Annotated in this window: 22 protein-coding genes; 14 read left to right on the top strand and 8 right to left on the bottom strand. The window is 58.2% G+C overall.

What is annotated here, in order from left to right:
* Positions 1 to 26: 26 nt before the first annotated feature.
* Entirely contained in the window at positions 27 to 4,979 is a 4,953-nt protein-coding gene (locus tag JFT87_RS27805; RefSeq protein ID WP_201206593.1) for a matrixin family metalloprotease, read from the bottom strand.
* 196 nt (positions 4,980 to 5,175) lie between these two features.
* Between JFT87_RS27805 and JFT87_RS27800 the strand changes: the two genes are divergently transcribed.
* Positions 5,176 to 5,820 (top strand): MBL fold metallo-hydrolase, encoded by a 645-nt coding sequence (locus tag JFT87_RS27800; RefSeq protein ID WP_201206590.1) that lies wholly within the window; start codon positions 5,176 to 5,178, stop codon positions 5,818 to 5,820.
* Positions 5,821 to 5,920: 100 nt separating this feature from the next.
* Complete coding sequence (locus tag JFT87_RS27795) at positions 5,921 to 6,649, top strand: OmpA family protein (protein ID WP_201206588.1); 729 nt, start codon at positions 5,921 to 5,923, stop codon at positions 6,647 to 6,649.
* Positions 6,650 to 6,873: 224 nt separating this feature from the next.
* On the opposite strand, the gene JFT87_RS27790 is transcribed toward JFT87_RS27795, so the two are convergent.
* Complete coding sequence (locus tag JFT87_RS27790) at positions 6,874 to 7,308, bottom strand: YhcB family protein (RefSeq protein WP_201206586.1); 435 nt, start codon at positions 7,306 to 7,308, stop codon at positions 6,874 to 6,876.
* A 144-nt stretch (positions 7,309 to 7,452) separates the two neighbouring features.
* Here JFT87_RS27790 and JFT87_RS27785 point away from each other — a divergent pair, with 144 nt between their 5' ends.
* The 3 genes from JFT87_RS27785 to zapE all read left to right on the top strand — a co-directional run bounded on the left by JFT87_RS27785 (position 7,453) and on the right by zapE (position 10,648).
* On the top strand, positions 7,453 to 8,082 hold the full coding sequence (locus tag JFT87_RS27785; RefSeq protein ID WP_201206584.1) for an alpha/beta hydrolase: 630 nt from the start codon (positions 7,453 to 7,455) through the stop codon (positions 8,080 to 8,082).
* Positions 8,083 to 8,106: 24 nt separating this feature from the next.
* On the top strand, positions 8,107 to 9,462 hold the full coding sequence (locus JFT87_RS27780; RefSeq protein WP_201206581.1) for a tryptophan--tRNA ligase: 1,356 nt from the start codon (positions 8,107 to 8,109) through the stop codon (positions 9,460 to 9,462).
* Positions 9,463 to 9,553: 91 nt separating this feature from the next.
* Positions 9,554 to 10,648, top strand: a complete 1,095-nt coding sequence (gene zapE, locus JFT87_RS27775; RefSeq protein ID WP_201206579.1) for a cell division protein ZapE — start codon at positions 9,554 to 9,556, stop codon at positions 10,646 to 10,648.
* A 182-nt stretch (positions 10,649 to 10,830) separates the two neighbouring features.
* Here zapE and JFT87_RS27770 read toward each other — a convergent pair whose 3' ends face one another.
* On the bottom strand, positions 10,831 to 11,727 hold the full coding sequence (locus JFT87_RS27770) for a GlxA family transcriptional regulator (protein WP_201206796.1): 897 nt from the start codon (positions 11,725 to 11,727) through the stop codon (positions 10,831 to 10,833).
* A gap of 243 nt (positions 11,728 to 11,970) precedes the next feature.
* Here JFT87_RS27770 and JFT87_RS27765 point away from each other — a divergent pair, with 243 nt between their 5' ends.
* The gene (locus JFT87_RS27765; RefSeq protein WP_201206577.1) at positions 11,971 to 13,107 is read left to right on the top strand and encodes an acyl-CoA dehydrogenase family protein; all 1,137 of its coding nucleotides are present in this window, start codon (positions 11,971 to 11,973) and stop codon (positions 13,105 to 13,107) included.
* A 103-nt stretch (positions 13,108 to 13,210) separates the two neighbouring features.
* On the opposite strand, the gene JFT87_RS27760 is transcribed toward JFT87_RS27765, so the two are convergent.
* On the bottom strand, positions 13,211 to 14,251 hold the full coding sequence (locus JFT87_RS27760) for an NADP(H)-dependent aldo-keto reductase (protein ID WP_201206575.1): 1,041 nt from the start codon (positions 14,249 to 14,251) through the stop codon (positions 13,211 to 13,213).
* 245 nt (positions 14,252 to 14,496) lie between these two features.
* On the opposite strand from JFT87_RS27760, the gene rplM reads away from it, so the two are divergent.
* The 7 genes from rplM (at position 14,497) to JFT87_RS27725 (ending at position 19,384) form a co-directional block, all read left to right on the top strand.
* Positions 14,497 to 14,925 (top strand): 50S ribosomal protein L13, encoded by a 429-nt coding sequence (gene rplM, locus JFT87_RS27755; protein WP_007905295.1) that lies wholly within the window; start codon positions 14,497 to 14,499, stop codon positions 14,923 to 14,925.
* Between the two features lie 14 nt (positions 14,926 to 14,939).
* Entirely contained in the window at positions 14,940 to 15,332 is a 393-nt protein-coding gene (gene rpsI, locus JFT87_RS27750) for a 30S ribosomal protein S9 (RefSeq protein WP_003216038.1), read from the top strand.
* A gap of 267 nt (positions 15,333 to 15,599) precedes the next feature.
* Positions 15,600 to 16,193, top strand: a complete 594-nt coding sequence (petA, locus tag JFT87_RS27745) for a ubiquinol-cytochrome c reductase iron-sulfur subunit (protein WP_201206573.1) — start codon at positions 15,600 to 15,602, stop codon at positions 16,191 to 16,193.
* Positions 16,193 to 17,404 carry a cytochrome b gene (locus JFT87_RS27740; protein WP_054045582.1) on the top strand — a complete coding sequence of 404 codons (1,212 nt, stop codon included), beginning with the start codon at positions 16,193 to 16,195 and terminating at the stop codon, positions 17,402 to 17,404. The genes petA and JFT87_RS27740 overlap by 1 nt, the downstream gene beginning before the upstream one ends.
* A complete protein-coding gene (locus tag JFT87_RS27735) occupies positions 17,404 to 18,186 on the top strand; it encodes a cytochrome c1 (RefSeq protein WP_201206571.1) in 783 nt (260 codons plus the stop codon). The genes JFT87_RS27740 and JFT87_RS27735 overlap by 1 nt, the downstream gene beginning before the upstream one ends.
* A 150-nt stretch (positions 18,187 to 18,336) precedes the next feature.
* A complete protein-coding gene (locus tag JFT87_RS27730; RefSeq protein ID WP_201193598.1) occupies positions 18,337 to 18,954 on the top strand; it encodes a glutathione S-transferase N-terminal domain-containing protein in 618 nt (205 codons plus the stop codon).
* 16 nt (positions 18,955 to 18,970) lie between these two features.
* Entirely contained in the window at positions 18,971 to 19,384 is a 414-nt protein-coding gene (locus JFT87_RS27725; protein ID WP_054045578.1) for a ClpXP protease specificity-enhancing factor, read from the top strand.
* 190 nt (positions 19,385 to 19,574) lie between these two features.
* Here the strand turns inward: JFT87_RS27725 and JFT87_RS27720 are convergent, their stop codons facing one another.
* From JFT87_RS27720 to JFT87_RS27705, 4 genes are all read right to left on the bottom strand, one after another.
* Complete coding sequence (locus JFT87_RS27720; RefSeq protein ID WP_201206569.1) at positions 19,575 to 20,156, bottom strand: BON domain-containing protein; 582 nt, start codon at positions 20,154 to 20,156, stop codon at positions 19,575 to 19,577.
* The gene (locus tag JFT87_RS27715) at positions 20,153 to 20,746 is read right to left on the bottom strand and encodes a phosphoheptose isomerase (protein ID WP_007904374.1); all 594 of its coding nucleotides are present in this window, start codon (positions 20,744 to 20,746) and stop codon (positions 20,153 to 20,155) included. Before JFT87_RS27715 ends, JFT87_RS27720 begins: the two co-directional genes overlap by 4 nt.
* A 104-nt stretch (positions 20,747 to 20,850) precedes the next feature.
* Positions 20,851 to 21,213, bottom strand: coding sequence for a YraN family protein (locus JFT87_RS27710; protein ID WP_201206566.1), 363 nt, complete (start codon positions 21,211 to 21,213; stop codon positions 20,851 to 20,853).
* Complete coding sequence (locus tag JFT87_RS27705; protein ID WP_201206564.1) at positions 21,213 to 23,024, bottom strand: penicillin-binding protein activator; 1,812 nt, start codon at positions 23,022 to 23,024, stop codon at positions 21,213 to 21,215. The genes JFT87_RS27710 and JFT87_RS27705 overlap by 1 nt, the downstream gene beginning before the upstream one ends.
* A gap of 177 nt (positions 23,025 to 23,201) precedes the next feature.
* On the opposite strand from JFT87_RS27705, the gene rsmI reads away from it, so the two are divergent.
* On the top strand, positions 23,202 to 24,107 hold the full coding sequence (gene rsmI / locus JFT87_RS27700; protein WP_185058240.1) for a 16S rRNA (cytidine(1402)-2'-O)-methyltransferase: 906 nt from the start codon (positions 23,202 to 23,204) through the stop codon (positions 24,105 to 24,107).
* Positions 24,108 to 24,130: the final 23 nt, after the last annotated feature.

The raw sequence follows: 24,130 nt of genomic DNA, 5'->3' as shown, positions 1-24,130 counted from the left end.
CAGGCCGTGACAGGTTGCGATAAGCGTCAGGCCACCAGATCGTTGGCGCTGAAGCTGTTCACACCGACCAGTTGGATTTCAAAGTCGGCACCGACGTTGCCACTGACGTTGCCCGAGAGCACATGGTCAACGAAGCGCAGTTGGCCGGCGCCGGTGAAATCGTTCGCACCGATGAAGGTGAAACCGTTGATGCCAGCGGTCAGCAGGTTGGCGTCGAAGTGTGTCAGGTCGATTTTATCTCCCTGCAGGCTGCTGAAGTCAGTAATGACGTCGCGGTTGTTTCCCAACCCCATCTCGTTGACGGCACCGAAGATAAAGATGTCGGCACCGCCACCGCCGATCAGTGTGTCTGCGCCTGCGCCACCATTGAGAATGTTATTGGAGGCGTTACCGGTGAGGGTGTTGTTCAAGCTGTTGCCGATTGCATTGAAGTTGCCGCTGCCCAGCAGCAGGACGTTTTCGACGTTCTGCAGGTTGCTCAGGTTCAGGTCGACGACATTGTCCTGCGCAGTGGCGTTGTAGACCACATAGAGCGTGTCGTTGCCTTCGTTGGCATTCTCCTGCACCAGGGTCAGTTCGCCCGACTGGTCGATGGCATAGGCATCGTTGCCTTTGCCACCGATCATAGTGTCCAGACCGGCGCCACCGTTGAGCTGGTTGTCGCCATCGTTGCCGGTCAGCACGTTGTTCTGTGCGTTGCCGATGGCATTGATGTTGGCAGTGCCGGTGAGGACGAGGTTTTCCAGGTTGGCACCCAGGGTGTAGGTGACCGAAGAACGGACGGTGTCGATCTCGCTGGCCAGGGTGCTGGTCTCGACCACGACGTCGCCGATGTTGTCGACGATGTAGGTGTCGTTGCCTGTGCCGCCGGCCATATAGTCGGCGCCGGCACCACCGTCGAGGATGTTGTTACCCGAGTTGCCGGTGATGCGGTTGTCCAGGGCGTTGCCGGTGCCGTTGAGATTGGCGGTGCCGAGCAGGTTCAGCCACTCGACGTTGGCGCCCAGGGTGTAGTCGATCGTGCTGTTGACTGCGTCGATTTCCGAGGTTGAGGTACCGGTTTCGATGACCTGGTCGCCGATGTTGTCGACGTAGTAGCTGTCGTTGCCACCGCCGCCGATCATGATGTCGGCGCCTGCACCGCCATTGAGGATGTTGGAGTCAGCGTTGCCGGTCAGGGTGTTGTTCAGGCCGTTGCCCAGTGCGGTGAACATGCCGCTGCCCAGCAGCAGGATGTTCTCGACGTTCTGCAGGTTGCTCAGGTTCAGGTCGACGACGTTGTCCTGCGCAGTGGCGTTGTAGACCACATAGAGCGTGTCGTTGCCTTCGTTGGCATTCTCCTGCACCAGGGTCAGTTCGCCCGACTGGTCGACGGCGTAGTCGTCGTTACCCTTGCCACCGATCATGGTGTCCAGGCCGGCGCCACCGTTGAGCTGGTTGTCGCCATCGTTGCCGGTCAGCACGTTGTTCTGTGCGTTGCCGATGGCATTGATGTTGGCAGTGCCGGTGAGGACGAGGTTTTCCAGGTTGGCACCCAGGGTGTAGGAGACCGAAGAACGGACGGTGTCGATCTCGCTGGCCAGGATGCTGGTCTCGACCACGACGTCGCCGATGTTGTCGACGATGTAGGTGTCGTTGCCAGTGCCGCCGGCCATATAGTCGGCGCCGGCACCACCGTCGAGGATGTTGTTACCCGAGTTGCCGGTGATGCGGTTGTCCAGGGCGTTGCCGGTGCCGTTGAGATTGGCGGTGCCGAGCAGGTTCAGCCACTCGACGTTGGCGCCCAGGGTGTAGTCGATCGTGCTGTTGACTGCGTCGATTTCCGAGGTTGAGGTACCGGTTTCGATGACCTGGTCGCCGATGTTGTCGACGTAGTAGCTGTCGTTGCCACCGCCGCCGATCATGATGTCGGCGCCTGCACCGCCATTGAGGATGTTGGAGTCAGCGTTGCCAGTCAGGGTGTTGTTCAGGCCGTTGCCCAGTGCGGTGAACATGCCGCTGCCCAGCAGCAGGATGTTCTCGACGTTCTGCAGGTTGCTCAGGTTCAGGTCGACGACGTTGTCCTGCGCAGTGGCGTTGTAGACCACATAGAGCGTGTCGTTGCCTTCGTTGGCATTCTCCTGCACCAGGGCCAGTTCGCCCGACTGGTCGACGGCGTAGTCGTCGTTACCCTTGCCACCGATCATGGTGTCCAGGCCGGCGCCACCGTTGAGCTGGTTGTCGCCATCGTTGCCGGTCAGCACGTTGTTCTGTGCGTTGCCGATGGCATTGATGTTGGCAGTGCCGGTGAGGACGAGGTTTTCCAGGTTGGCACCCAGGGTGTAGGTGACCGAAGAACGGACGGTGTCGATCTCGCTGGCTAGGATGCTGGTCTCGACCACGACGTCGCCGATGTTGTCGACGATGTAGGTGTCATTGCCAGCGCCGCCGGCCATGTAGTCGGCACCGGCGCCGCCGTCCAGGATGTTGGCATCGGCGTTACCGGTGAGGGTGTTGTTCAAGCTGTTGCCGATTGCATTGAAGTTGCCGCTGCCCAGCAGCAGGACGTTTTCGACGTTCTGCAGGTTGCTCAGGTTCAGGTCGACGACATTGTCTTGCGCAGTGGCGTTGTAGACCACATAGAGCGTGTCGTTGCCTTCGTTGGCATTCTCCTGCACCAGGGCCAGTTCGCCCGCCTGGTCGATGGCATAGGCATCGTTGCCCTTGCCACCGATCATGGTGTCCAGACCGGCGCCACCGTTGAGCTGGTTGTCGCCATCGTTGCCGGTCAGCACGTTGTTCTGTGCGTTGCCGATGCCGTTGATGTTGGCTGTGCCGGTTAGGATGAGGTTTTCCAGGTTGGCACCCAGGGTGAAGGTGACCGAAGAACGGACGATGTCGATCTCGCTGGCCAGGGTGCTGGTCTCGACCACGACGTCGCCGATGTTGTCGACGATGTAGGTGTCGTTGCCAGTGCCGCCGGCCATATAGTCGGCGCCAGCGCCGCCGTCGAGGATGTTGTTACCCGAGTTGCCGGTGATGCGGTTGTCCAGAGCGTTGCCGGTGCCGTTGAGGTTGGCGCTGCCAAGCAGATTCAGGTATTCGACGTTGGCGCCCAGGGTGTAGTCGATCGTGCTGTTGACCGCGTCGATTTCCGAGGTCGAGGTACCGGTTTCGATGACCTGGTCGCCGATGTTGTCGACGTAGTAGCTGTCGTTGCCACCACCGCCAATCATGATGTCGGCGCCCGCACCGCCATTGAGGACGTTGGCGTCGGCATTGCCGGTCAGGGTGTTGTTCAGGCCATTGCCCAGCGCGGTGAACATGCCGCTGCCCAGCAGCAGGATATTCTCGACGTTCTGCAGGTTGCTCAGGTTCAGGTCGACGACATTGTCTTGCGCAGTGGCGTTGTAGACCACATAGAGCGTGTCGTTGCCTTCGTTGGCATTCTCCTGCACCAGGGCCAGTTCGCCCGACTGGTCGATGGCATAGGCATCGTTGCCCTTGCCACCGATCATGGTGTCCAGACCGGCGCCACCGTTGAGCTGGTTGTCGCCATCGTTGCCGGTCAGCACGTTGTTCTGTGCGTTGCCGATGCCGTTGATGTTGGCAGTGCCGGTGAGGACGAGGTTTTCCAGGTTGGGGCTCAGGGCGAAGGTGACCGAGGAGCGGACGGTGTCGATCTCGCTGGCCAGGGTGCTGGTCTCGATCACGACATCGCCGATGTTGTCGACGATGTAGGTGTCGTTGCCAGTGCCGCCGATCATGATGTCTGCGCCGGCACCGCCGTCGAGGATGTTGCTACCCGAGTTGCCGGTGATGCGGTTGTCCAGGGCGTTGCCGGTGCCGTTGAGATTGGCGGTGCCGAGCAGGTTCAGCCACTCGACGTTGGCGCCCAAGGTGTAGTCGATCGTGCTGTTGACGGCGTCGATTTCCGAGGTCGAGGTATTTGTCTCGATGACCACGTCGCCGATGTTGTCGACGTAATAGCTGTCGTTGCCGGCGCCGCCAATCATGGTGTCCGCACCGCCCATGCCGTCAAGCATATTGTCCAGCGCGTTACCGATAAGGGTGTCGTCAAAAGCCGAGCCGTAGGCGTTTTCGATCTTGGTGCCATAGGCAATGGCCAATCCTTCGTTGAAGGATGTCATGGTATTCAGATCAAGGAATGCCTTGCCGATCTGGCTGAACTGTCCTTCGTTCAGGTTGATACGAACGGCCGAGAGCTGGTTGCTGCCATCAATGGCATCGATGCCACCCGTATCGTTAATAGTCTCGAATACGGACTGGTTGGGTGCCCAGTTATAAAAGTTATTGCCCGACTGCCATTGGGTATTCGCACCGTACAGCTTTTGAATGGCGAGGATGTCCAGCAGCATCGGGCTGGTAGGCTGGTAAGAGTAGTTATCGTTATAGCTCATCACCGTGTAACGGACATCGTCCAGTGCGGGAGTGAGGATTGTCTTGTTGTCACTGCTGGCTTCAAAAGGATGTTTGAGTCCCAGGGCATGGCCAATTTCGTGCAAAAACGTCAAATAGTCATATGAGCCTTTTACCGGCGCAGGATCATTCGTCGATGGGCCGATCCATACGTCTCCAGCAACAGGCGTGCGATCAGGGAAATAAGCCCAGGCGGCGTACTTGGAGTCCATTCCCAGGTAGCCGCCGAACCGCAGGTCGCCTACGTTAGAAAAATTTTCTGCCACTTGCGTGAATTGAAGATTGGAAACCGAACTCCACATGCTCAGAGCGCTTTTTACCGCGTTCTCCTGACCTGAAGTCAACGTGAAGGCATTCAGGTACTCGTTGCTCGGACTGTAGTTTCGAGCGAAATAGGAGTTGTCTGTGGTAACGAAGCTGAAGGTAAGGAGTGTAGGCGTTCCACTCTTGTGAAAAGGGGTGGAGCCCGTCCAGTAGTCACCCGAAAGGAGGCCATCGATCGAGTTATTACCAGTCAGCGTTGTAAAAGTTGTGTAGGAGTAGCTGGTAGGAGTGGGCATGTCATGTTCCTGAGTGGTCTCGCGGTCTTTCCCTGAGCTCGCCGCAAAAAATGTTATTTTGCGATAGATTTTTCAAGTTTGATATCACTACGCCATTATTTTCGGATTGATGGCGTCAAATTTCTGAACTGGCGTTCTGTATCGGCAAGTGGATTAGAATCCTGAGTTCTGCATTCACTGCTTTCCGGGACTTCTCATGACTTTTGCTGCGCCGGCTCTCATCCGCGAAACCTTCCCCGTCGGCCCGCTTCAGTGCAACTGCACGATTATCGGTGACCCTATCAGCAAAAAAGCTATCGTTGTGGATCCGGGGGGTAATCACGAGCTGATCCTGGCCCGCCTCGACGCTCTCGGTCTAAAGGTGGTGAGCATCATCCACACCCACGCGCACCTGGATCATTTCCTGGCTTCCGGCCAGTTAAAAGAGAAAACCGGTGCCACCCTGCACCTGCATAAAGACGATCAGTTCCTCTGGGATAACCTGGAGATGCAATGCCAGATGTTCGGCGTGCCTTACATTCCGGTTCCACCGCCGGATCGCTGGCTCGTGGACGATGAAGCGCTGGCGTGTGGCTGCGGCGTAGCAATTCACACGCCGGGTCATACGCCAGGCTCCATGAGCTTTTGGTTTTCAGAGGCTAAGCTGCTGATTGCCGGCGACACATTGTTTCGTCGAGGGGTAGGACGCACAGACTTGTGGGGAGGCGATCAGGCCACCATCGTGCGGTCGATCAAGCAACGCTTGTACACCCTCGACGAGGAAGCGATCGTGGTAACCGGGCATGGTCCGGACACCTGTCTGGGTGATGAAATGCGCGGTAACCCTTTTGTCAGAGCGTGATGGTCAGCGAATGAATTTTTATTATCTTCAATGATCCAACGCCCGCAAAGGTCCAATGCCAACGTCGTTGCACTCCAGAATGCAAAAGTAGGAGCTCTTCATGTTCACCACGCCTCGTTTGATTATTGTTGCTACCGCTGTGGCCATGCTGGCCGGTTGTGCTTCACCCAATCCGTATGACAATCAGGGTCAGGCCGATTCCGGTGTGAGTAAAACCGCCAAATACGGCGGCCTTGGCGCTTTGGCCGGTGCGCTGGCCGGTGCTGCGATCGACCACAACAACCGTGGTAAAGGCGCGCTGATTGGTGCGGCAGTGGTGGGTGCTTCCGCTGCCGGTTATGGTTATTACGCCGACCAGCAGGAGAAAAAGCTGCGGGCCAGCATGGCCAACACTGGCGTCGAAGTGCAGCGCCAGGGCGATCAGATCAAGCTGATCATGCCGGGCAACATCACCTTCGCTACCGACTCTGCGAACATTGCGCCAAGCTTCTACCAGCCGCTTAACAACCTGGCAGGCTCGCTTCGGGAGTTCAGTCAGAACCAGATCGAGATCGTCGGCTACACCGACAGCACCGGCAGCCGTGCGCATAACATGGACCTGTCGCAGCGCCGTGCCCAAAGCGTCGCGACTTACCTGACGTCCCAAGGCGTCAGCGGTGCGAACCTGTCGGCGGTCGGCGTCGGGCCGGATAACCCGATTGCCAACAATGCCGACGTCAATGGTCGGGCGCAGAATCGTCGTGTAGAGGTCAACCTCAAGGCGATTCCGGGGCAGCAATATGGTGGTCAGCAGCAACAGCAACCGGGCACGGTTCAGCAGTATCCGTAAGCGAATGCCCGCATGAGGAAATGCCCGGTCCTGTGACCGGGCATTTTTGTGTGTGGACTGTGCTGGCCCCTTCGCGAGCAGGCTCGCTCCCACTTTGAAATGCAGTTCCCTGTGGGAGCGAGCCTGCTCGCGAAGGGCGCGCAACAGAAACCGAAGACAGCAGATACAAAAAAGCCCCCGGACACATCACTGTCCGGGGGCTTTTTGTTTGGCGCTAAGGCTGATTACTTCTTCAGGCCGTAATGCTCATCAAGCATGCCTGGCGCGTTCGGGGCTTTTGGCGCGTAGTCGCGAGGCGGCTCCTGATTGCGCGGCGGCGTCAGGCGTTCCCGTGGTGCCACGGAGGCGTCGGCGTGCAGGGCGGCCAGCAAGCGTTGGCGGGTCTGCTCGTCCAGGGCCAGGCGGTTGGCGCCCTCGGCGAGATGATCCTGCACTTCCTGGTAGCTCGCAGTCAGTTTCTTGACCAGTGTTGCAGTGCTGTTGAAGTGGGTGACCACCTCGTTCTGATAACTGTCGAAACGTTCCTGAATGTCATCCAGCTGACGTTGCGTGCGGTTAGGCGCGGCATTCGGCACCAGACGAGCGACCAGGAATCCAAGGGCGACACCCACAACCAGGGCAAGAGTCGGCAACAACCAAACTAAGAGCGAGTGTTCCACGAGTCCTTCCTCTATAAACGGCTTTGCTTTACGTTAACGGCTCGAACCTGCGCTGTATACCGCGATTCACTCGCAATAGATTGGCACAGACAATTTGCTAGACGAGTCGACCCGATTCGAGGTCACGGAGTTCCTTCCTTGCTTATGCGCGAAACCCCTGTAGTGATTGATGGCCCTGTCGGCCAACTGGAAGCTTTGTACCTGGATAACGAACAGCTCCGCGGTGTGGCGCTAATCTGCCATCCGAACCCGGTGCAGGGCGGCACCATGCTCAATAAAGTCGTGTCGACCTTGCAACGCACCGCCCGGGATGCCGGTTTGATTACCTTGCGCTTCAACTATCGCGGCGTCGGCGCCAGCGAAGGTAGCCACGATATGGGTACCGGCGAAGTCGACGACGCTCAAGCGGCGGCCGAATGGCTGCGGGCCAAACACCCCGAGTTGCCACTGACCCTGTTCGGTTTCTCCTTTGGCGGTTTTGTTGCAGCAAGTCTCGGTGGACGCCTGGAAGCCAAAGGCGAGCAGCTCAAGCATTTGTTCATGGTTGCGCCGGCGGTCATGCGCCTCGGCGAGCAGGATCAACTACCGCAACTCGGCGAGTTGACCTTGATCCAGCCGGAAACCGACGAAGTCATCGATCCCCAGCTCGTCTACGACTGGTCCGAGAAACTCGATCGCCCCCATGAGCTGCTGAAAGTGGCAGAATGCGGACACTTTTTTCATGGCAAGCTGACCGATCTCAAGGATCTGATCCTGCCGCGTCTTTCGAATTGATTGCAGTCTGACAAGCGATTACCCATGACGACTCGTACCCGTATCCTCACCGGCATCACCACCACCGGCACGCCGCACCTGGGCAACTACGCCGGCGCCATCCGCCCGGCGATCGTCGCCAGCCGTGACAGCAATGCCGATTCGTTCTACTTTCTGGCCGACTACCACGCCCTGATCAAATGCGATGACCCGCTGCGCATTCAGCGTTCGCGTCTGGAAATCGCCGCGACCTGGCTGGCTGGCGGCCTGGATGTCGACCGTGTGACGTTCTATCGCCAGTCCGACATCCCGGAAATCCCCGAACTGACCTGGCTGCTGACCTGCGTCGCCGCCAAGGGCCTGCTCAACCGCGCCCACGCCTACAAGGCTTCGGTGGACAAGAACGTCGAAACCGGTGAAGACCCGGACGCTGGCATCACCATGGGCTTGTACAGCTACCCGGTGCTGATGGCCGCGGACATTCTGATGTTCAACGCCCACAAGGTGCCGGTCGGTCGTGACCAGATCCAGCACGTGGAAATGGCCCGCGATATCGGCCAGCGCTTCAACCATCTGTTCGGTCAGGGCAAAGAATTCTTCACCATGCCGGAAGCGTTGATCGAAGAAAGCGTTGCCACACTGCCAGGCCTCGACGGTCGCAAGATGTCGAAGAGCTACGACAACACCATTCCGTTGTTCAGCAGCGCCAAGGAAATGAAAGACGCGATTTCGCGGATCGTCACCGACTCCCGTGCGCCGGGCGAAGCCAAAGATCCGGATAACTCGCACCTGTTCACTCTGTTCCAGGCCTTCGCCACGCCGGCGCAGTCCGACGAATTCCGCAGCGAACTGTTGCAGGGCCTGGGCTGGGGCGAGGCGAAGAATCGTCTGTTCCAGTTGCTCGACAGCGAGCTGGGTGAATCCCGCGAGCGCTATCATCAGTTGATCGAGCGCCCGGCAGACCTGGAAGACATCCTGCAGATCGGCGCCAAAAAGGCTCGTTCGGTAGCGACGCCGTTCCTCCACGAGCTGCGCGAAGCGGTTGGCCTGCGTTCTTTCGTCAATCAGGTTCAGGTCGCTGCGACCACCAAGAAGAAAGCCGCAAAAGCCGCACGTTTCGTCAGCTTCCGTGAAGACGATGGCAGCTTCCGTTTCCGTCTGCTGGCGGCCGATGGCGAGCAACTGCTGCTGTCGCGCAACTTCGCCGACGGCAAAACCGCAGGCCAGGTGACCAAGCAACTGCAATCCGGCCAGCCGCTGGACGTGCGCAGCGAAGACCTGAGCTTCAGCGTCTGGCTGGAAGGCGAGTGCGTGGCCGACAGCGCAACCTTCGCTGACAGCGCCGCTCGCGACGTGGCCATCGACGCCCTGCGCGTGGCACTGACGCCGGTTCAGGAATAAATCAGCGGCGCGGCCCGACCAAGGGCTGATTGCCATTCTCACGGGCCGTCGCTACAGTGGCGGCCCGTTTTTGTTGCCTTGCTAACGAATTATGACGCCCCTAGAACGATATCAAGCTGATCTGAAACGCCCGGACTTCTTCCATGACGCTGCGCAGGAAACGGCCGTGCGTCATTTGCAGCGCCTGTACGACGATCTGGTCGCGGCCTCGCAGAGCAAGCCAGGCCTGTTCGGCAAACTGTTTGGCAAGAAAGACCAGGCGCCGGTCAAGGGCCTGTACTTCTGGGGCGGCGTTGGCCGTGGCAAGACCTACCTGGTCGACACCTTCTTCGAAGCCCTGCCGTTCAAGGAAAAGACTCGGACGCACTTCCACCGCTTCATGAAGCGCGTGCACGAAGAAATGAAGACCCTTGGCGGCGAGAGAAACCCGCTGACCATCATCGCCAAGCGCTTCTCCGACGAGTCGCGGGTGATCTGTTTCGATGAATTCTTCGTCTCCGACATCACCGACGCCATGATCCTCGGCACGTTGATGGAAGAGCTGTTCAAGAACGGCGTGACCCTGGTTGCGACCTCGAACATCGTGCCGGACGGTTTGTACAAGGACGGCCTGCAACGTGCGCGCTTCCTGCCGGCCATTGCGCTGATCAAGCAGAACACCGACATCGTCAACGTCGACAGCGGCGTCGATTATCGTCTGCGTCACCTTGAGCAGGCCGAGCTGTTCCACTTCCCGCTCGACGACGCGTCCCATGAGAGCTTGCGCAAGAGCTTCCGGGCCCTGACGCCGGAATGCACGGCCGCTACCGAAGACGACGTGTTGATGATCGAGAACCGCGAAATCCGTGCCTTGCGCACCTGTGATGACGTGGCCTGGTTCGACTTCCGCGAACTGTGCGACGGCCCGCGCAGCCAGAACGATTACATCGAACTGGGCAAGATCTTCCACGCCGTGTTGCTCAGCGGTGTCGAACAGATGAACGTCACCACCGACGACATCGCCCGGCGCTTTATCAACATGGTCGACGAGTTCTACGACCGTAACGTGAAGCTGATCATTTCTGCGGAAGTCGAGCTCAAAGACCTCTACACCGGCGGTCGTTTGAATTTCGAATTCCAGCGGACTCTGAGTCGTTTGCTGGAGATGCAGTCGCACGAATTCCTGTCGCGGGCGCATAAGCCGTAGAACGATGCGGAAGATAAAAAAGGGCCTGCAGATGCAGGCCCTTTTTTTGTGCGCTGAAGATCTTCCCTGTGGGAGCGAGCCTGCTCGCGAAAGCGGTGTGTCAGCCAACAATCTTAGTGAATGTAAAACCGAATTCGCGAGCAGGCTCGCTCCCACATTGGAATTTCGCTGTTGCGCCTAGGTTATGCTGCCTGCTGAAACTGCTGCCGATACTGGTTTGGCGACAGCTCGGTGTGCTGGCGGAACAGCCGCGCAAAGAAGCTCGCATCGTCGTAACCGACCTCATAACTGATGGTCTTGATGCTTTTGCGGCTGGCGGACAACAAGCCCTTGGCGGTTTCGATGCGCAGGCGTTGCAGGTAATGCAACGGTTTGTCGCCAGTGGCGGTCTGGAAACGGCGCATGAAGTTGCGGATGCTCATGCCGTGCTCTCGTGCGACATCTTCGAAGCGGAACTTGTCGGCAAAGTGTTCTTCGAGCCAGTGCTGGATCTGCAGGATGATCACGTCCTGGTGCAACTTCTGTCCGCCGAAACCGATCCGCCCCGGCGCATAGTTGCGCTGCACTTCATACAGGATGTCCCGGGCCACGGCCTGGGCCACGTTGGCGCCGCAAAACCGTTCGATCAGATAGATGTAGAGGTCGCACGCCGAGGTTGTGCCGCCGGCGCAAAACAGGTTGTCGGCGTCAGTCAGGTGCTTGTCCTGATTGAGCTGAACCTGTGGGAAGCGCTCGGCAAACGCATTGAAGAAGCGCCAGTACGTGGTCGCTTCCTTGCCATCGAGCAACCCGGCTTCCGCCAGCCAGAACACCCCGGTCGCTTCGCCGCACAGCACCGCGCCCCGGGCGTGTTGTTCGCGCAGCCACGGCAGCACCTGTGGATAACGTTTGCAGAGTGTGTCGAAATCGTCCCAGAAGGCCGGGAGGATGATGATGTCAGCATTTTCCAGGCCGCCGTCCACCGGCATGATCACATCGCTGAAGCTGTTCACTGATTTGCCATCGGGACTGACCAGCCGGGTTTCGAACGCCGGTGTCAGGCCGTGGCCCAGTTGTTTGCCGTAGCGCAGGCTGGCCAGATGGAAGAAATCCTTGGCTTGCATGAGGGTGGAAGCGAAAACCCGGTCGATAGCCAGGATGCTGACGCGCCGTAAAGGCGTGGAGACTTGGTTAGACATAATTCAACTTTATTCTTATAGGGGAAAGTGGTCACCAGACGGCTGGATCGTCTTATTTTTTGTCTGATGTGTCCAGTGTCCTGTATCGCAAGCGCGGCTTAGTCTCTGAGGTCAACTCCTCCCAATAACCACGACAGGTGCCGCATGATCCCCAGAACCTTGTTCAGTTCCGAGCACGAACTTTTTCGCGACAGCGTGCGAACGTTCCTCGAAAAAGAGGCTGTGCCGTTCCATGGGCAATGGGAAAAGCAGGGTTACATCGACCGCAAGCTCTGGAACAAGGCGGGGGAGGCGGGGATGCTCTGCTCGCATCTGCCGGAGGAATATGGCGGGCTGGGGGCGGACTTTCTCTACAGCGCGGTGGTGATCGAAGAGGTCGGTCGTCTCGGCCTGACCGGGATCGGTTTCTCGCTGCATTCGGACATCGTGGCGCCGTACATCCTGCATTACGGCAGCGAAGCGTTGAAGCACAAGTACCTGCCGAAATTGGTGTCTGGCGAAATGGTAACGGCGATTGCCATGACCGAGCCTGGCGCCGGTTCCGACCTGCAAGGGGTAAAGACCACCGCCGTGCTGGACGGCGACGAGTATGTGATCAATGGCTCGAAGACCTTCATCACCAATGGCTTTCTGGCGGATCTGGTGATCGTCGTCGCCAAGACCGATCCGAAGGCCGGGGCCAAGGGCACTAGCTTGTTTCTGGTGGAAGCCAATACGCCGGGCTTTGCCAAGGGCAAGCGTCTGGAAAAAGTCGGCATGAAGGCCCAAGACACCTCGGAGCTGTTCTTCCAGGATGTGCGGGTGCCCAAGGAAAACCTGTTGGGTCAGGCCGGGGCAGGGTTCGCCTACCTGATGCAGGAATTGCCGCAGGAACGCCTTACCGTCGCCATCGGCGGGCTGGCTTCGGCAGAAGCGGCGTTGCAATGGACGCTGGATTACACCCGTGAGCGCAAGGCCTTTGGGAAGGCGATTGCAGACTTCCAGAACACCCGTTTCAAACTGGCGGAGATGGCCACCGAGATTCAGATTGGCCGGGTCTTCGTCGATAAGTGCCTGGAACTGCACCTGCAAGGCAAACTCGATGTGCCTACCGCAGCGATGGCCAAGTACTGGGGCACGGACCTGCAATGCAAGGTACTCGACGAGTGCGTGCAATTGCATGGCGGTTACGGGTACATGTGGGAATACCCGATAGCTCGGGCGTGGGCGGATGCACGGGTGCAGCGGATCTATGCCGGCACCAACGAAATCATGAAGGAGATTATTGCGCGGTCGCTTTGATCTGCGGTGACTGTTAGGCCGTCATCGCGGGCAAGCCACGCTCCCACAGAGGATCACAAACCTGTGGGAGCGTGGCTTGCCCGCGATTGGGTCTATAGATCAATCAAGGTGCAGGATTCGGGTGATCCTTGTGAATCGCCTCGATTCCCGCCAGCACTTCGTCGGAAAGCTTCAGCTCGAAACTCGCTATGTTGCTATCCAGTTGCTCAAGCGTCGTGGCGCCGATGATGTTGCTGGTCACGAACGGCTGCGCCGTCACGAATGCCAGCGCCATCTGCGCCGGGTCCAGACCGTGTTCACGGGCCAGTGCTACGTAACGGCTGCACGCTGCTTCCGACTGCGCGTTGAAATAGCGGCTGAAGCGGCTGTAGAGGCTCAGGCGGCCCTTTGCCGGACGTGCACCACCTTCGTACTTGCCCGACAGGAAGCCGAACGCCAGCGGCGAATAGGCCAGCAAGCCGCACTGTTCGCGAATGGCGATTTCCGCCAGGCCGACTTCGAAGCTGCGGTTGAGCAGGTTGTACGGGTTCTGGATCGACACGGCGCGCGGCCAGCCACGGGCTTCGGCCAGGGCGAGGAAGCGCATGGTGCCCCACGGCGTTTCGTTGGACAGGCCGATGTGGCGAATTTTGCCGGCCTTGACCTGCTCGTCCAGCGCTTCGAGGGTGTCTTCGAGCGGGGTGAGGTTGGCTTCGATCTTGTGCTTGTAGCCCAGTTGGCCGAAGAAATTGGTGCTGCGTTCCGGCCAGTGCAATTGATAGAGGTCGATGTAGTCGGTCTGCAAGCGCTTGAGGCTGGCATCCACCGCTTCGGTGATGTGCTGGCGGTTGTGCCGCAGGTTTTTGTCGCGGATGTAATCGATGGTGTTGCCGGGGCCGGCGATCTTGCTCGCCAGGATCCAGTCGGCACGATCACCACGGCTTTTGAAGTAATTGCCGATGTAGCGCTCGGTGGTGGCGTAGGTTTCGGCCTTGGGCGGCACCGGGTACATTTCGGCGGTGTCGATGAAATTGATCCCGGCGCTTTTGGCCCGTTCAATCTGGGCGAAGGCTTCAGCCTCGCTGTTTTGCTCGCCCCAGGTCATGGTTCCGAGACAGATTGCACTCACGTTCAGATTGGTTCGGCCTAGCTGGCGATAGTCCATCGGGTGCTCCTTGGGCAAAACAATCATAAAAGCAGGTTGAAATATTTTTCGCAATCTGCATAATTGCGCACCTCTTTCTGCAGTGGAAGTGATGCGCCGCCGCCGAAGAATCTTGCCGTTGAACGGACGCGCCGACCCGAGCCCCCGAAAGCGTCTGTATCCGGCTGCCTTTGACTTGTCAAAGTACGCACTATTCAGTAAGATCCGCCGTCTAATTTACAGGGCGGCCCCTGAGGCTATAAAGAATGAAAACTTTTACTGCTAAACCGGAAACAGTACAGCGCGACTGGTTTGTCGTCGACGCTGCAGGTCAGACCCTGGGTCGTCTGGCCACCGAAATCGCGAGCCGTCTGCGTGGCAAGCATAAAGCTGAGTACACTCCTCACGTTGACACCGGCGATTACATCGTCGTTATCAATGCCGAGCAGATTCGTGTAACTGGTGCTAAAACCACCGACAAGATCTACTACTCCCACTCCGGTTTCCCGGGCGGCATCAAGTCGATCAACTTCGAAAAGCTGATCGCTAAAGCCCCTGAGCGCGTGATCGAGACCGCGGTCAAAGGCATGCTGCCTAAGAACCCGCTGGGTCGCGACATGTATCGTAAGCTGAAAGTCTATGCGGGCGCTGTACACCCTCATACTGCTCAGCAGCCCCAAGAACTGAAGTTTTAACGGAATAGTTCATTATGTCGGCGACTCAAAATTACGGCACTGGCCGTCGCAAGACCGCAACCGCACGCGTTTTCCTGCGTCCGGGTACTGGTAACATCTCCATCAACAACCGCACCCTGGAAAATTTCTTCGGCCGCGAAACTGCCCGCATGGTAGTTCGTCAGCCGCTGGAACTGACTGAGACTGTCGAGAAATTCGACATCTACGTCACCGTGATCGGTGGTGGTGTAAGTGGTCAAGCTGGCGCAATCCGCCACGGTATCACTCGCGCACTGATGCAGTACGACGAAACCCTGCGTGGCGCTCTGCGCAAAGCTGGCTTCGTTACTCGCGATGCTCGCGAAGTTGAACGTAAGAAAGTTGGTCTGCGTAAAGCGCGTAAGCGTCCGCAGTACTCGAAGCGTTAATTCGCTTCCACGTTCAAAAAGAACGCCCATCTCCTCACGGAGCTGGGCGTTTTTTTATGCGTGCGATTTCTCAAAGAATTGCGCTGTGACAACTTGCCACATCCGTAGAGCCCCTATACTGCAAGGCTTGGCAGTGGAGCCCTTGGGTAATTACCTTGTCAGAATTGGGGCTTTTCATTACCATTCGGCAAAATTTTTATAAGTACATAGTTTTAACTTAGTAGATGCCTGATTTAACAGGCCACAAAGCTGATGGGAGAGGACTGAATGAGCAATGACGGCGTGAATGCAGGCCGGCGTCGCTTCTTGGTAGCAGCCACATCCGTGGTGGGTGCTGCAGGAGCGGTGGGGGCTGCGGTCCCGTTCGTGGGGTCATGGTTTCCCAGTGCCAAGGCGAAAGCCGCAGGTGCACCGGTGAAAGTGAATGTCAGCAAAGTCGAGCCAGGCCAGCAGATGATTGCTGAGTGGCGCGGTCAGCCAGTATTCATTGTCCGCCGAACCGCGGAAATCCTGGGGAATCTGAAGAAGATCGAGGGCCAGTTGTCTGACCCGACCTCCAAGAACTCGACACAACCGACCTACGTTGATCCAGAAACGCGTTCGATCAAGCCAGAGGTTCTGCTGCTGATCGGTATCTGCACACACCTGGGTTGCTCGCCGACCTTCCGCCCTGAAGTGGCACCCGCTGATCTGGGCAAAGACTGGGTAGGTGGTTATTTCTGCCCTTGCCACGGTTCCCATTACGATCTGGCTGGTCGCGTCTACAAGTCGCAACCTGCGCCTCTGAACCTGCCAGTTCCCCCGCATTCCTATGAGACCGATGAGATTATTGTCATTGGCGTCGATACGGAGAAAGCGTGATGAGCAAGTTCATGGATTGGGTTGATGCGCGCTTTCCCGCGACCAAAATGTGGGAAGACCATCTCAGCAAGTACTACGCCCCGAAGAACTTCAACTTCTTCTATTTCTTTGGTTCCCTCGCACTGCTCGTTCTGGTCAACCAGATCGTAACCGGTGTCTGGCTGACCATGAGCTACACCCCGTCGGCGGAAGAAGCATTTGCCTCCGTCGAATACATCATGCGCGACGTCGAGTACGGCTCGATCCTGCGTCTGCTGCACTCCACCGGCGCTTCGGCGTTCTTCATCGTGGTCTATCTGCATATGTTCCGTGGCTTGCTCTACGGTTCTTACCAGAAGCCGCGTGAGCTGGTGTGGGTCTTTGGCATGCTGATCTACCTGGCGCTGATGGCCGAAGCTTTCATGGGTTACCTGCTGCCTTGGGGTCAGATGTCCTACTGGGGTGCCCAGGTGATCATCTCGCTGTTCGGTGCGATCCCGGTCATCGGTAACGACCTGACCCAGTGGATCCGTGGTGACTATCTGATTTCCGGTATTACCCTGAACCGCTTCTTCGCCTTGCACGTTGTGGCCCTGCCGATCGTGATCCTCGGTCTCGTGGTGTTGCACGTTCTGGCGCTGCACGAAGTCGGCTCGAATAACCCGGACGGCGTGGACATCAAGAAACACAAAGACGAAAACGGCGTACCGCTGGACGGCATTGCTTTCCACCCGTACTACACCGTGAAAGATATCGTCGGCGTGGTGGTGTTCCTGTTCATCTTCTGCTCGATCGTGTTCTTTTTCCCGGAAATGGGCGGTTACTTCCTCGAGAAGCCGAACTTTGAAGTGGCCAACGCCTTCAAGACCCCAGAGCACATCGCTCCGGTCTGGTACTTCACACCGTTCTACGCAATCTTGAGGGCGATTCCGGACAAGCTCATGGGTGTTATCGCCATGGGTGCTTCGATTGCCATGCTGTTTGTCCTGCCGTGGCTCGATCGGAGTCCAGTCAAGTCCATGCGCTACAAGGGCTGGCTGAGCAAGATCTGGCTTTGGGTGTTCTGCATCTGTTTCGTGATCCTCGGCGTGCTGGGCGTATTGGCCCCAACCCCTGAGCGTACGCTGGTATCGCAGATTTGCACCTTCCTGTACTTCGCCTACTTCATTCTGATGCCGTTCTACACCAGGCTCGAGAAGACCAAACCGGTTCCGGAAAGGGTGACTGGCTGATGAAAAAGCTATTTGCTGTATTGATTCTTGCTGCCATGCCGATGTTGTCCTTTGCAGCCGAGCACGGTGGTCCCGAGCTGGAAAAAGTCGACATCGACGTTTCCGATAAAGCGGCCATGCAGGACGGCGCGCGTACGTTCGCCAACTATTGCATGGGCTGCCACAGTGCCAAGTTCCAGCGCTATGAGCGCGTTGCCGACGATCTGGGTATTCCTCATGATCTGATGCTGAAAAACCTGGTGTTCACGGGTGCCAAGATCGGCGACCACATGACCATCGGCATGCAGTCTGCAGACGCCAAGGCCTGGTTCGGTGCTGCACCGCCGGACCTGACCCTCGTTGCTCGCGTTCGTGGCACTGACTGGCTCTACGGTTACCTGCGTTCGTTCTATGAAGACCCGGCGCGTCCTTGGGGTGTGAACAACAAGGTTTTCCCGAATGTCGGTATGCCTAACGTGCTGGTCGGTCTGCAAGGTCGTCAGGTGGTCGGCTGCAAACAGGTTCAAATCGTCGAGGACGACAAGAAGCAGTATGATCCGCTGACCGGTACGCCACTGACTCATGAAGCGTGCGATCAGCTGACCATCGTGCCGAAGACCGGTGCTCTGAACGAAGAGCAGTTCAATGAGAAGGTCAAGAATCTGGTAACCTTCCTCGCTTACTCGGCTAACCCGGTTAAGCTGCAACATCAGCGCATCGGTACCTATGTATTGCTGTACCTGGCGTTCTTCTTCGTATTCGCATACTTGCTCAAGCGTGAATACTGGAAAGACGTACATTGATAAAGCTGTAAGCAATTGCTGTTAATCGCGCGCGCCCAGGGGCGTCTCTGAAGGTGTAACGAGTCTGGTGAGCCAGGCGTTACGGGAGGCGTCCTCTGGGCGCGCGCGTTTTTCCGCTTCCGATAATTTCTACAAGCGAGGAGGACCGCCATGGGCGTGACCAATCGGTTGGCCTGTTACTCCGACCCCGCCGACCACTATTCCCACCGAGTACGCATCGTACTTGCAGAGAAGGGTGTCAGCGCCGAGATCATTTACGTGGAAGCTGGTCGTCACCCGCCTAAACTGATCGAAGTGAACCCTTACGGCAGCTTGCCCACCCTGGTCGATCGTGACCTGGCGTTGTGGGAGTCGACCGTGGTGATGGAATATCTGGATGAGCGTTACCCGCACCCGCCTTTACTGCCGGTTTATCCTGTGGCGCGTGCAAATAGCCGTCTGCTGATTCATCGTATTCAGCGTGACTGGTGTGGCCTGGTGGATCTGATTCTGGATTCCCGGTCCAAGGAAGCAGCCCGCGTCGTGGCTCGTAAAGAGCTGCGCGAAAGCCTGACTGGCGTGTCGCCGTTGTTCGCCGACAAGCCGTTTTTCCTCAGCGAGGAACAAAGTCTGGTGGATTGCTGCCTATTGCCAATACTCTGGCGATTGCCGATTCTGGGTATTGAACTGCCGCGGCCTGCCAAGCCGTTGCTTGATTACATGGAGCGCTCTTTCGCGCGTGAGGCTTTCCAGGCGAGTCTGTCTGGTGTCGAACGCGATATGCGCTAAGGCTTAAGGAGCCGCTATGAACTCCAGTCGACCTTATCTGGTCCGCGCGCTCTACGAGTGGATTGTTGATAACGATTGCACCCCGCACATGCTGGTCAATTCCGAATATCCGTCGGTGCAGGTGCCTCAAGGTTTCGCCAGTGATGGACAAATTGTCCTGAACGTTTCGCCGGCAGCCGTGCGTCATTTGCACATGGACAACGAAGCGGTCAGCTTCGAAGGGCGCTTCGGTGGCGTGCCGCACACCCTGTTCGTGCCTATCGCTTCGATCCTGGGCATTTACGCCCGGGAGAACGGCCAAGGCATGGTGTTTGATCTGGAGTCGCCTATGGAAGACGACGAAGAGATCGAGCCGGACGATGATGTTCCGCCACCCGACAACGAGCCGCCGCGTCCCAGCGGTCGACCGAGTTTGAAAGTGGTGAAGTAATAAAAAAGGCGATCCGAAAGGATCGCCTTTTTTATTCACCACTTTCAAACGGGTAGGAGCTGCCGAAGGCTGCGATCTTTTGACTTTGGCTTTTTAAGATCAAAAGATCGCAGCCTTCGGCAGTTCCTACAGGGCGAGGGCGATCTCAAGAGCGCCATCGCCGGCAAGCCATGCTCCTACAAGAGGGGCATCAGTCGATGTATTCGAACAGCTTCACAATCTTCTGCACGCCGGCAACGCTCTGAACCAGATTGGTGGCCTGGGCGGCTTCCTGCTTGGTCAGCAGGCCCAGCAGATAAACGATGCCGTTCTCGGTCACGACCTTGATGCGCGAACCCGGGATGCTGGCGTCGGCCAGCATCTGGGTCTTGATCTTGGTGGTCAGCCAGGTGTCGTTCTGGCGGGCGATGAATCCGGACGGCGGTAGGATCTGCAGCTCGTTATGGACTGTCTTCACACGCTGGACGGCGGCAGCAGCCTGTTCGGCCTTGGCCTTCAAGTCTGCACTAGGCGTTTGCCCGGCCAGCAGTACAACGCCGTTGAAGCTGGTGACGACGATGTGCGAATCGTTATCCAGCCCTGGATCGGCCTTGGCGACGTTAACGCCAACCTTGGTATCAATCAGGGAGTCGTCGATTTTGCTGCCGAAGGTGCGCGTGCCGCGGTCATCTTCAATCGGTGCTTCACGGCTGGCGTTAACCACCGAGGTGCAGCCGCTGATGCCGACGAGGCACAGGGTCAAGGCCAGAAGGCCTAGGCGATTAGGGGTCATTCTTCACTCCCGAACAGTTGGCTGTCGATCAAGTCGCAAAGGCAATGGATCGCCAGCAGGTGGACTTCCTGAATACGTGCGGTGACATTGGCCGGTACGCGAATCTCGACGTCCTCGGGCAATAGCAGCGACGCCATGCCGCCGCCATCACGACCGGTCAATGCTACGACAATCATTTCGCGATCATGTGCGGCCTGGATCGCTTGAATAATGTTCGCCGAGTTGCCGCTGGTGGAAATCGCCAGCAATACGTCACCCGGCTGGCCGAGGGCGCGGATCTGTTTGGAAAAGATTTCGTTGTAGCTGTAGTCGTTGGCGATCGAGGTGATCGTCGAGCTGTCGGTGGTCAGCGCGATGGCTGGCAGGCTCGGACGCTCGCGTTCGAAGCGGTTGAGCAGCTCCGACGAGAAGTGCTGGGCATCACCGGCAGAGCCGCCGTTGCCGCAGGAAAGCATTTTGCCCTCGTTGAGCAGGGCGTTGACCATCACTTGGCTGGCTTGCTCGATGTGCGGTGCAAGTACGTCCATCGCCTGTTGCTTGGTGTCGATACTGGCCTGAAAAAGCTGGCGAATTCGGGATTGCATGTCCATCTGTGTGACCTTAATTAGCGCGGCTACTCGGCACATGAATGTGCAGCCCGCAAAGCAAAGAGCAAAAGTGTTGGGTGAAGGTGTCCGGTTCGGGGTGCAAGCGATCAGCTGTCGAAGGCATTCTGCATCCAGTTCAACTGATCAAGGCTGCTTTCGATGGCAACCACGTCGAAACGGCAAGGGGAATTGGCCCAACGCGACTCGCGCTGAAGAAAATACTGCGCGGCGAAAATCAGTTTCTGCCGTTTGCGCCCATCGATGCTATCGAGTGCGCCACCCCATTGAGTGTTTTTTCTGTAGCGGACTTCAACGAATACTACTGTATCGCCATCAAGCATGACCAGATCAAGCTCGCCGCGTTTACACAACCAGTTCTGCGCCAGCAGGCGCAGACCGTGTTGTTGAAGATGCTCGAGCGCATGGCGCTCGGCATCTTTACCGCTTTGCTGGCGTGACCTGTCAGGCATTAGCGCGGGGTGTCCGGCAGGCGTTGAATCTGACCATTAACGAACTGTGCCCACGGCAACTGGCGAACCACGCGTTGGTTCTGGGTCATGCCGAGGCTGCCCGATTGACCTTCGATGCGGCTGTCCGGCAAAGCCTTGAGTTGCCCCAGGCGCGGTGCCAGGCGATAGGCGTCAACACCCATTGCGTAAAGGCGACCGAGGCTGCCACCGGCCTGCGGCCATTGTGCAGTGACCTGTTTGCGCAGTGGATCGTTGGCATCCAGTAGCCACGGGGTTTCGCAGAAGCGCACACCGTTCATGTCGTTGTACTGGTTTACATCGCCGCTGGCACTGAACACGTGGGACGTCGCGTAAACCGGGACGTCACCGGCGTACTGGAAGTTCAGGGTTGGTTTGATCTGTTGCGCCTGTTGCGGGGTGGCCGCCAGGAAGATGAACTCGATGTCCTGACGACGGGAAGGCTGGGCGGCGACTTGCGAGCCAACGGTGCTCTGCAGGCTCTTGGCGCGACCTTCGCTCTGGCGCAACTGGAACATGTCAGCAATCTGCTGTGCCAGTTGTACCGGCTGGTCAACACGTTCGACGGCGACAATGCTGCCACCGTTCGCTTGCCAGTCCTGGCTGAATGCCTTCATTACGCGGTCGCCCCATTCGCCTTTTGGCACCATGATGGCAGCACGATGCAAGCCATCGGCGCGAGCGCGGCGGGACACTTCGCGAGCTTCGTCTTCAGCCGCAAGGCCAAACTGGAACAGCTGCGCCGGACCTTGCTCGCCTTCGCTATAGTTCAGCGCCAACGTGGTGATCGGTAGCTGAGGGTGAGCGCTGAGCTGTTTGACCAGCGGCTTCTCCAGCGGACCAACGACCAGTTGCACGCCGTCGGCCTGGGCCTTGCGATAGAACTCGTCCATCGAGGTCAGTTTCGAGCTGTCATAGAACACGATGGCTGGCGGCTTCTGCCCGGCTTGTTGTGCCTGGTAGTGAGCGGCCATGAAACCGTCGCGCAGTGCCTTGCCAACCGCCGCCAACTGGCCTTCTTGTGGCAGCAGCAGAGCAATTTTGCTCAGGGGCTGGCTCGCCAGCTCTTTGAGTTTGGTCAGCGGCAGCGGCAATTGAAGGGCGGCTGGGTGCTTGGGATTCTGTGCGCGCCAGTTGTCGATCGCCGCTTGCTGCTGCTCCAGTGTGCCGGCAGTTTTCACCGCCAGAGCCAGGCCCATCCAGCCACCGAGGTCGTCGGAGGTGGTCGGCTGCAATTGATCTGTGGGCAGCGAGGCGATCAGGATCCAGATCGCTTCGTGGTTTTTGCTGGCTGCTTCACCTTCGAGCATTGGCGCAATAAAGATGCGTTCCCGTGCAGCGGCCAGGGTCTGGCCATCGGCTTCAAGGGCGCGGGCGTGAACGGTGCCGGTGCGTACTTGTTGCTCGACAGGCAGTTCGCCCAAGCGTTGCAGGCTCGGATGGCTCAAGGCAGTCAGCGCCGCTTTGGGCTGATTGCGCACCATGGCCAGTTCAGCCGCCAGAGTGCTGGCGAAGACCTGTTGGCCAGGCTTGAGTTGTTCCATCGGCACCTGTTGCAGGATTTGCGCGGACTGGCCGGCATTGCCCTGACGGTAAGCCAGGTCTGCCGCGCTCAGGCGAAACAGTGCAGCTTGTTCCGGCGTTTTGCTTTGGGCAGCCTTTTCGAGCAATTGCTCGATACTGGCATCCGGGGTGCGTGGAAGTTCGCCAAGGCTGGAGGAGGGCGAGCTGGCGCAAGCCACCAGCAAGGCAGCGAGGCAGAGGGCAGAGAACAGCCGCAGGCAAGCGATCATGTAAGTGTTCCTGATACTCGATCAAATTAGCGTGGAATTGTACCCAAGCGCTGGCCGGGGCGCGATGTTACTGGCGTGAAACCGTCAATTTAGCTCGTGTAAATGTTGCAGTACTGCACAAAAGGCCGAAAAACCAAGGGTGGGTGGGGCGTATCGCGAAAGCTGCTACGCGCTACAATGGCGACTTTTACCGATCATGAGGTGTGCGCTTTGACTGCTCCAGGTGCTTTGAATTCCGCTGCTGGCTCGCTTTATGTGGTGGCGACGCCCATCGGCAACCTGGACGACATCAGTGCCCGTGCGCTGAAAATCCTGCGCGAGGTGGCGTTGATTGCCGCCGAAGACACGCGTCACTCCCAGCGTTTGATGCAGCACTTCGGCATTCCTACGCCGTTGGCCGCCTGCCATGAACACAACGAACGTGATGAAGGTAGCCGCTTTATCACACGCCTGCTGGCCGGCGACGATGTGGCATTGATCTCTGACGCCGGCACGCCGCTGATTTCCGATCCGGGTTATCACCTGGTGCGTCAGGCCCGTGCAGCGGGGATCAATGTGGTGCCAGTGCCCGGCGCTTGCGCGTTGATCGCCGCACTCTCGGCGGCGGGGCTGCCGTCGGATCGCTTCATTTTCGAAGGCTTCCTGCCGGCCAAGGCTGTGGGGCGTCGGGCGCGACTGGAGTTGGTCAAGGAAGAACCGCGCACGCTGATTTTCTACGAGGCTCCGCACCGCATCCTTGAATGCCTGCAAGACATGGAACTGGTATTCGGCGGCGAGCGCCCGGCGTTGTTGGCGCGGGAAATCACTAAAACGTTCGAGACACTCAAGGGGTTGCCGCTCGCCGAGTTGCGTGAGTTTGTCGAGTCCGACAGCAATCAGCAGCGCGGGGAGTGCGTGGTGCTGGTGGCCGGCTGGTCGGCGCCGGAGACGGAAGACGCAGTCAGCAGCGAAGCCATGCGCATCCTCAACCTGTTGCTCGAAGAAATGCCGCTCAAGCGTGCCGCCGCCTTGGCCGCGCAAATTACCGGCGAGCGTAAGAATGTTCTGTATCAAGTCGCGCTGGATAAACAGAAGAGCGAGTAAAACCCGACGCGCAGGAGTGGCCA

The organism is Pseudomonas sp. TH15 (assembly GCF_016651105.1).
Lineage (GTDB): Bacteria > Pseudomonadota > Gammaproteobacteria > Pseudomonadales > Pseudomonadaceae > Aquipseudomonas.
Note: the sequence above shows the minus strand (reverse complement) of the source record. Positions and strands in the feature narration are given on the sequence as shown.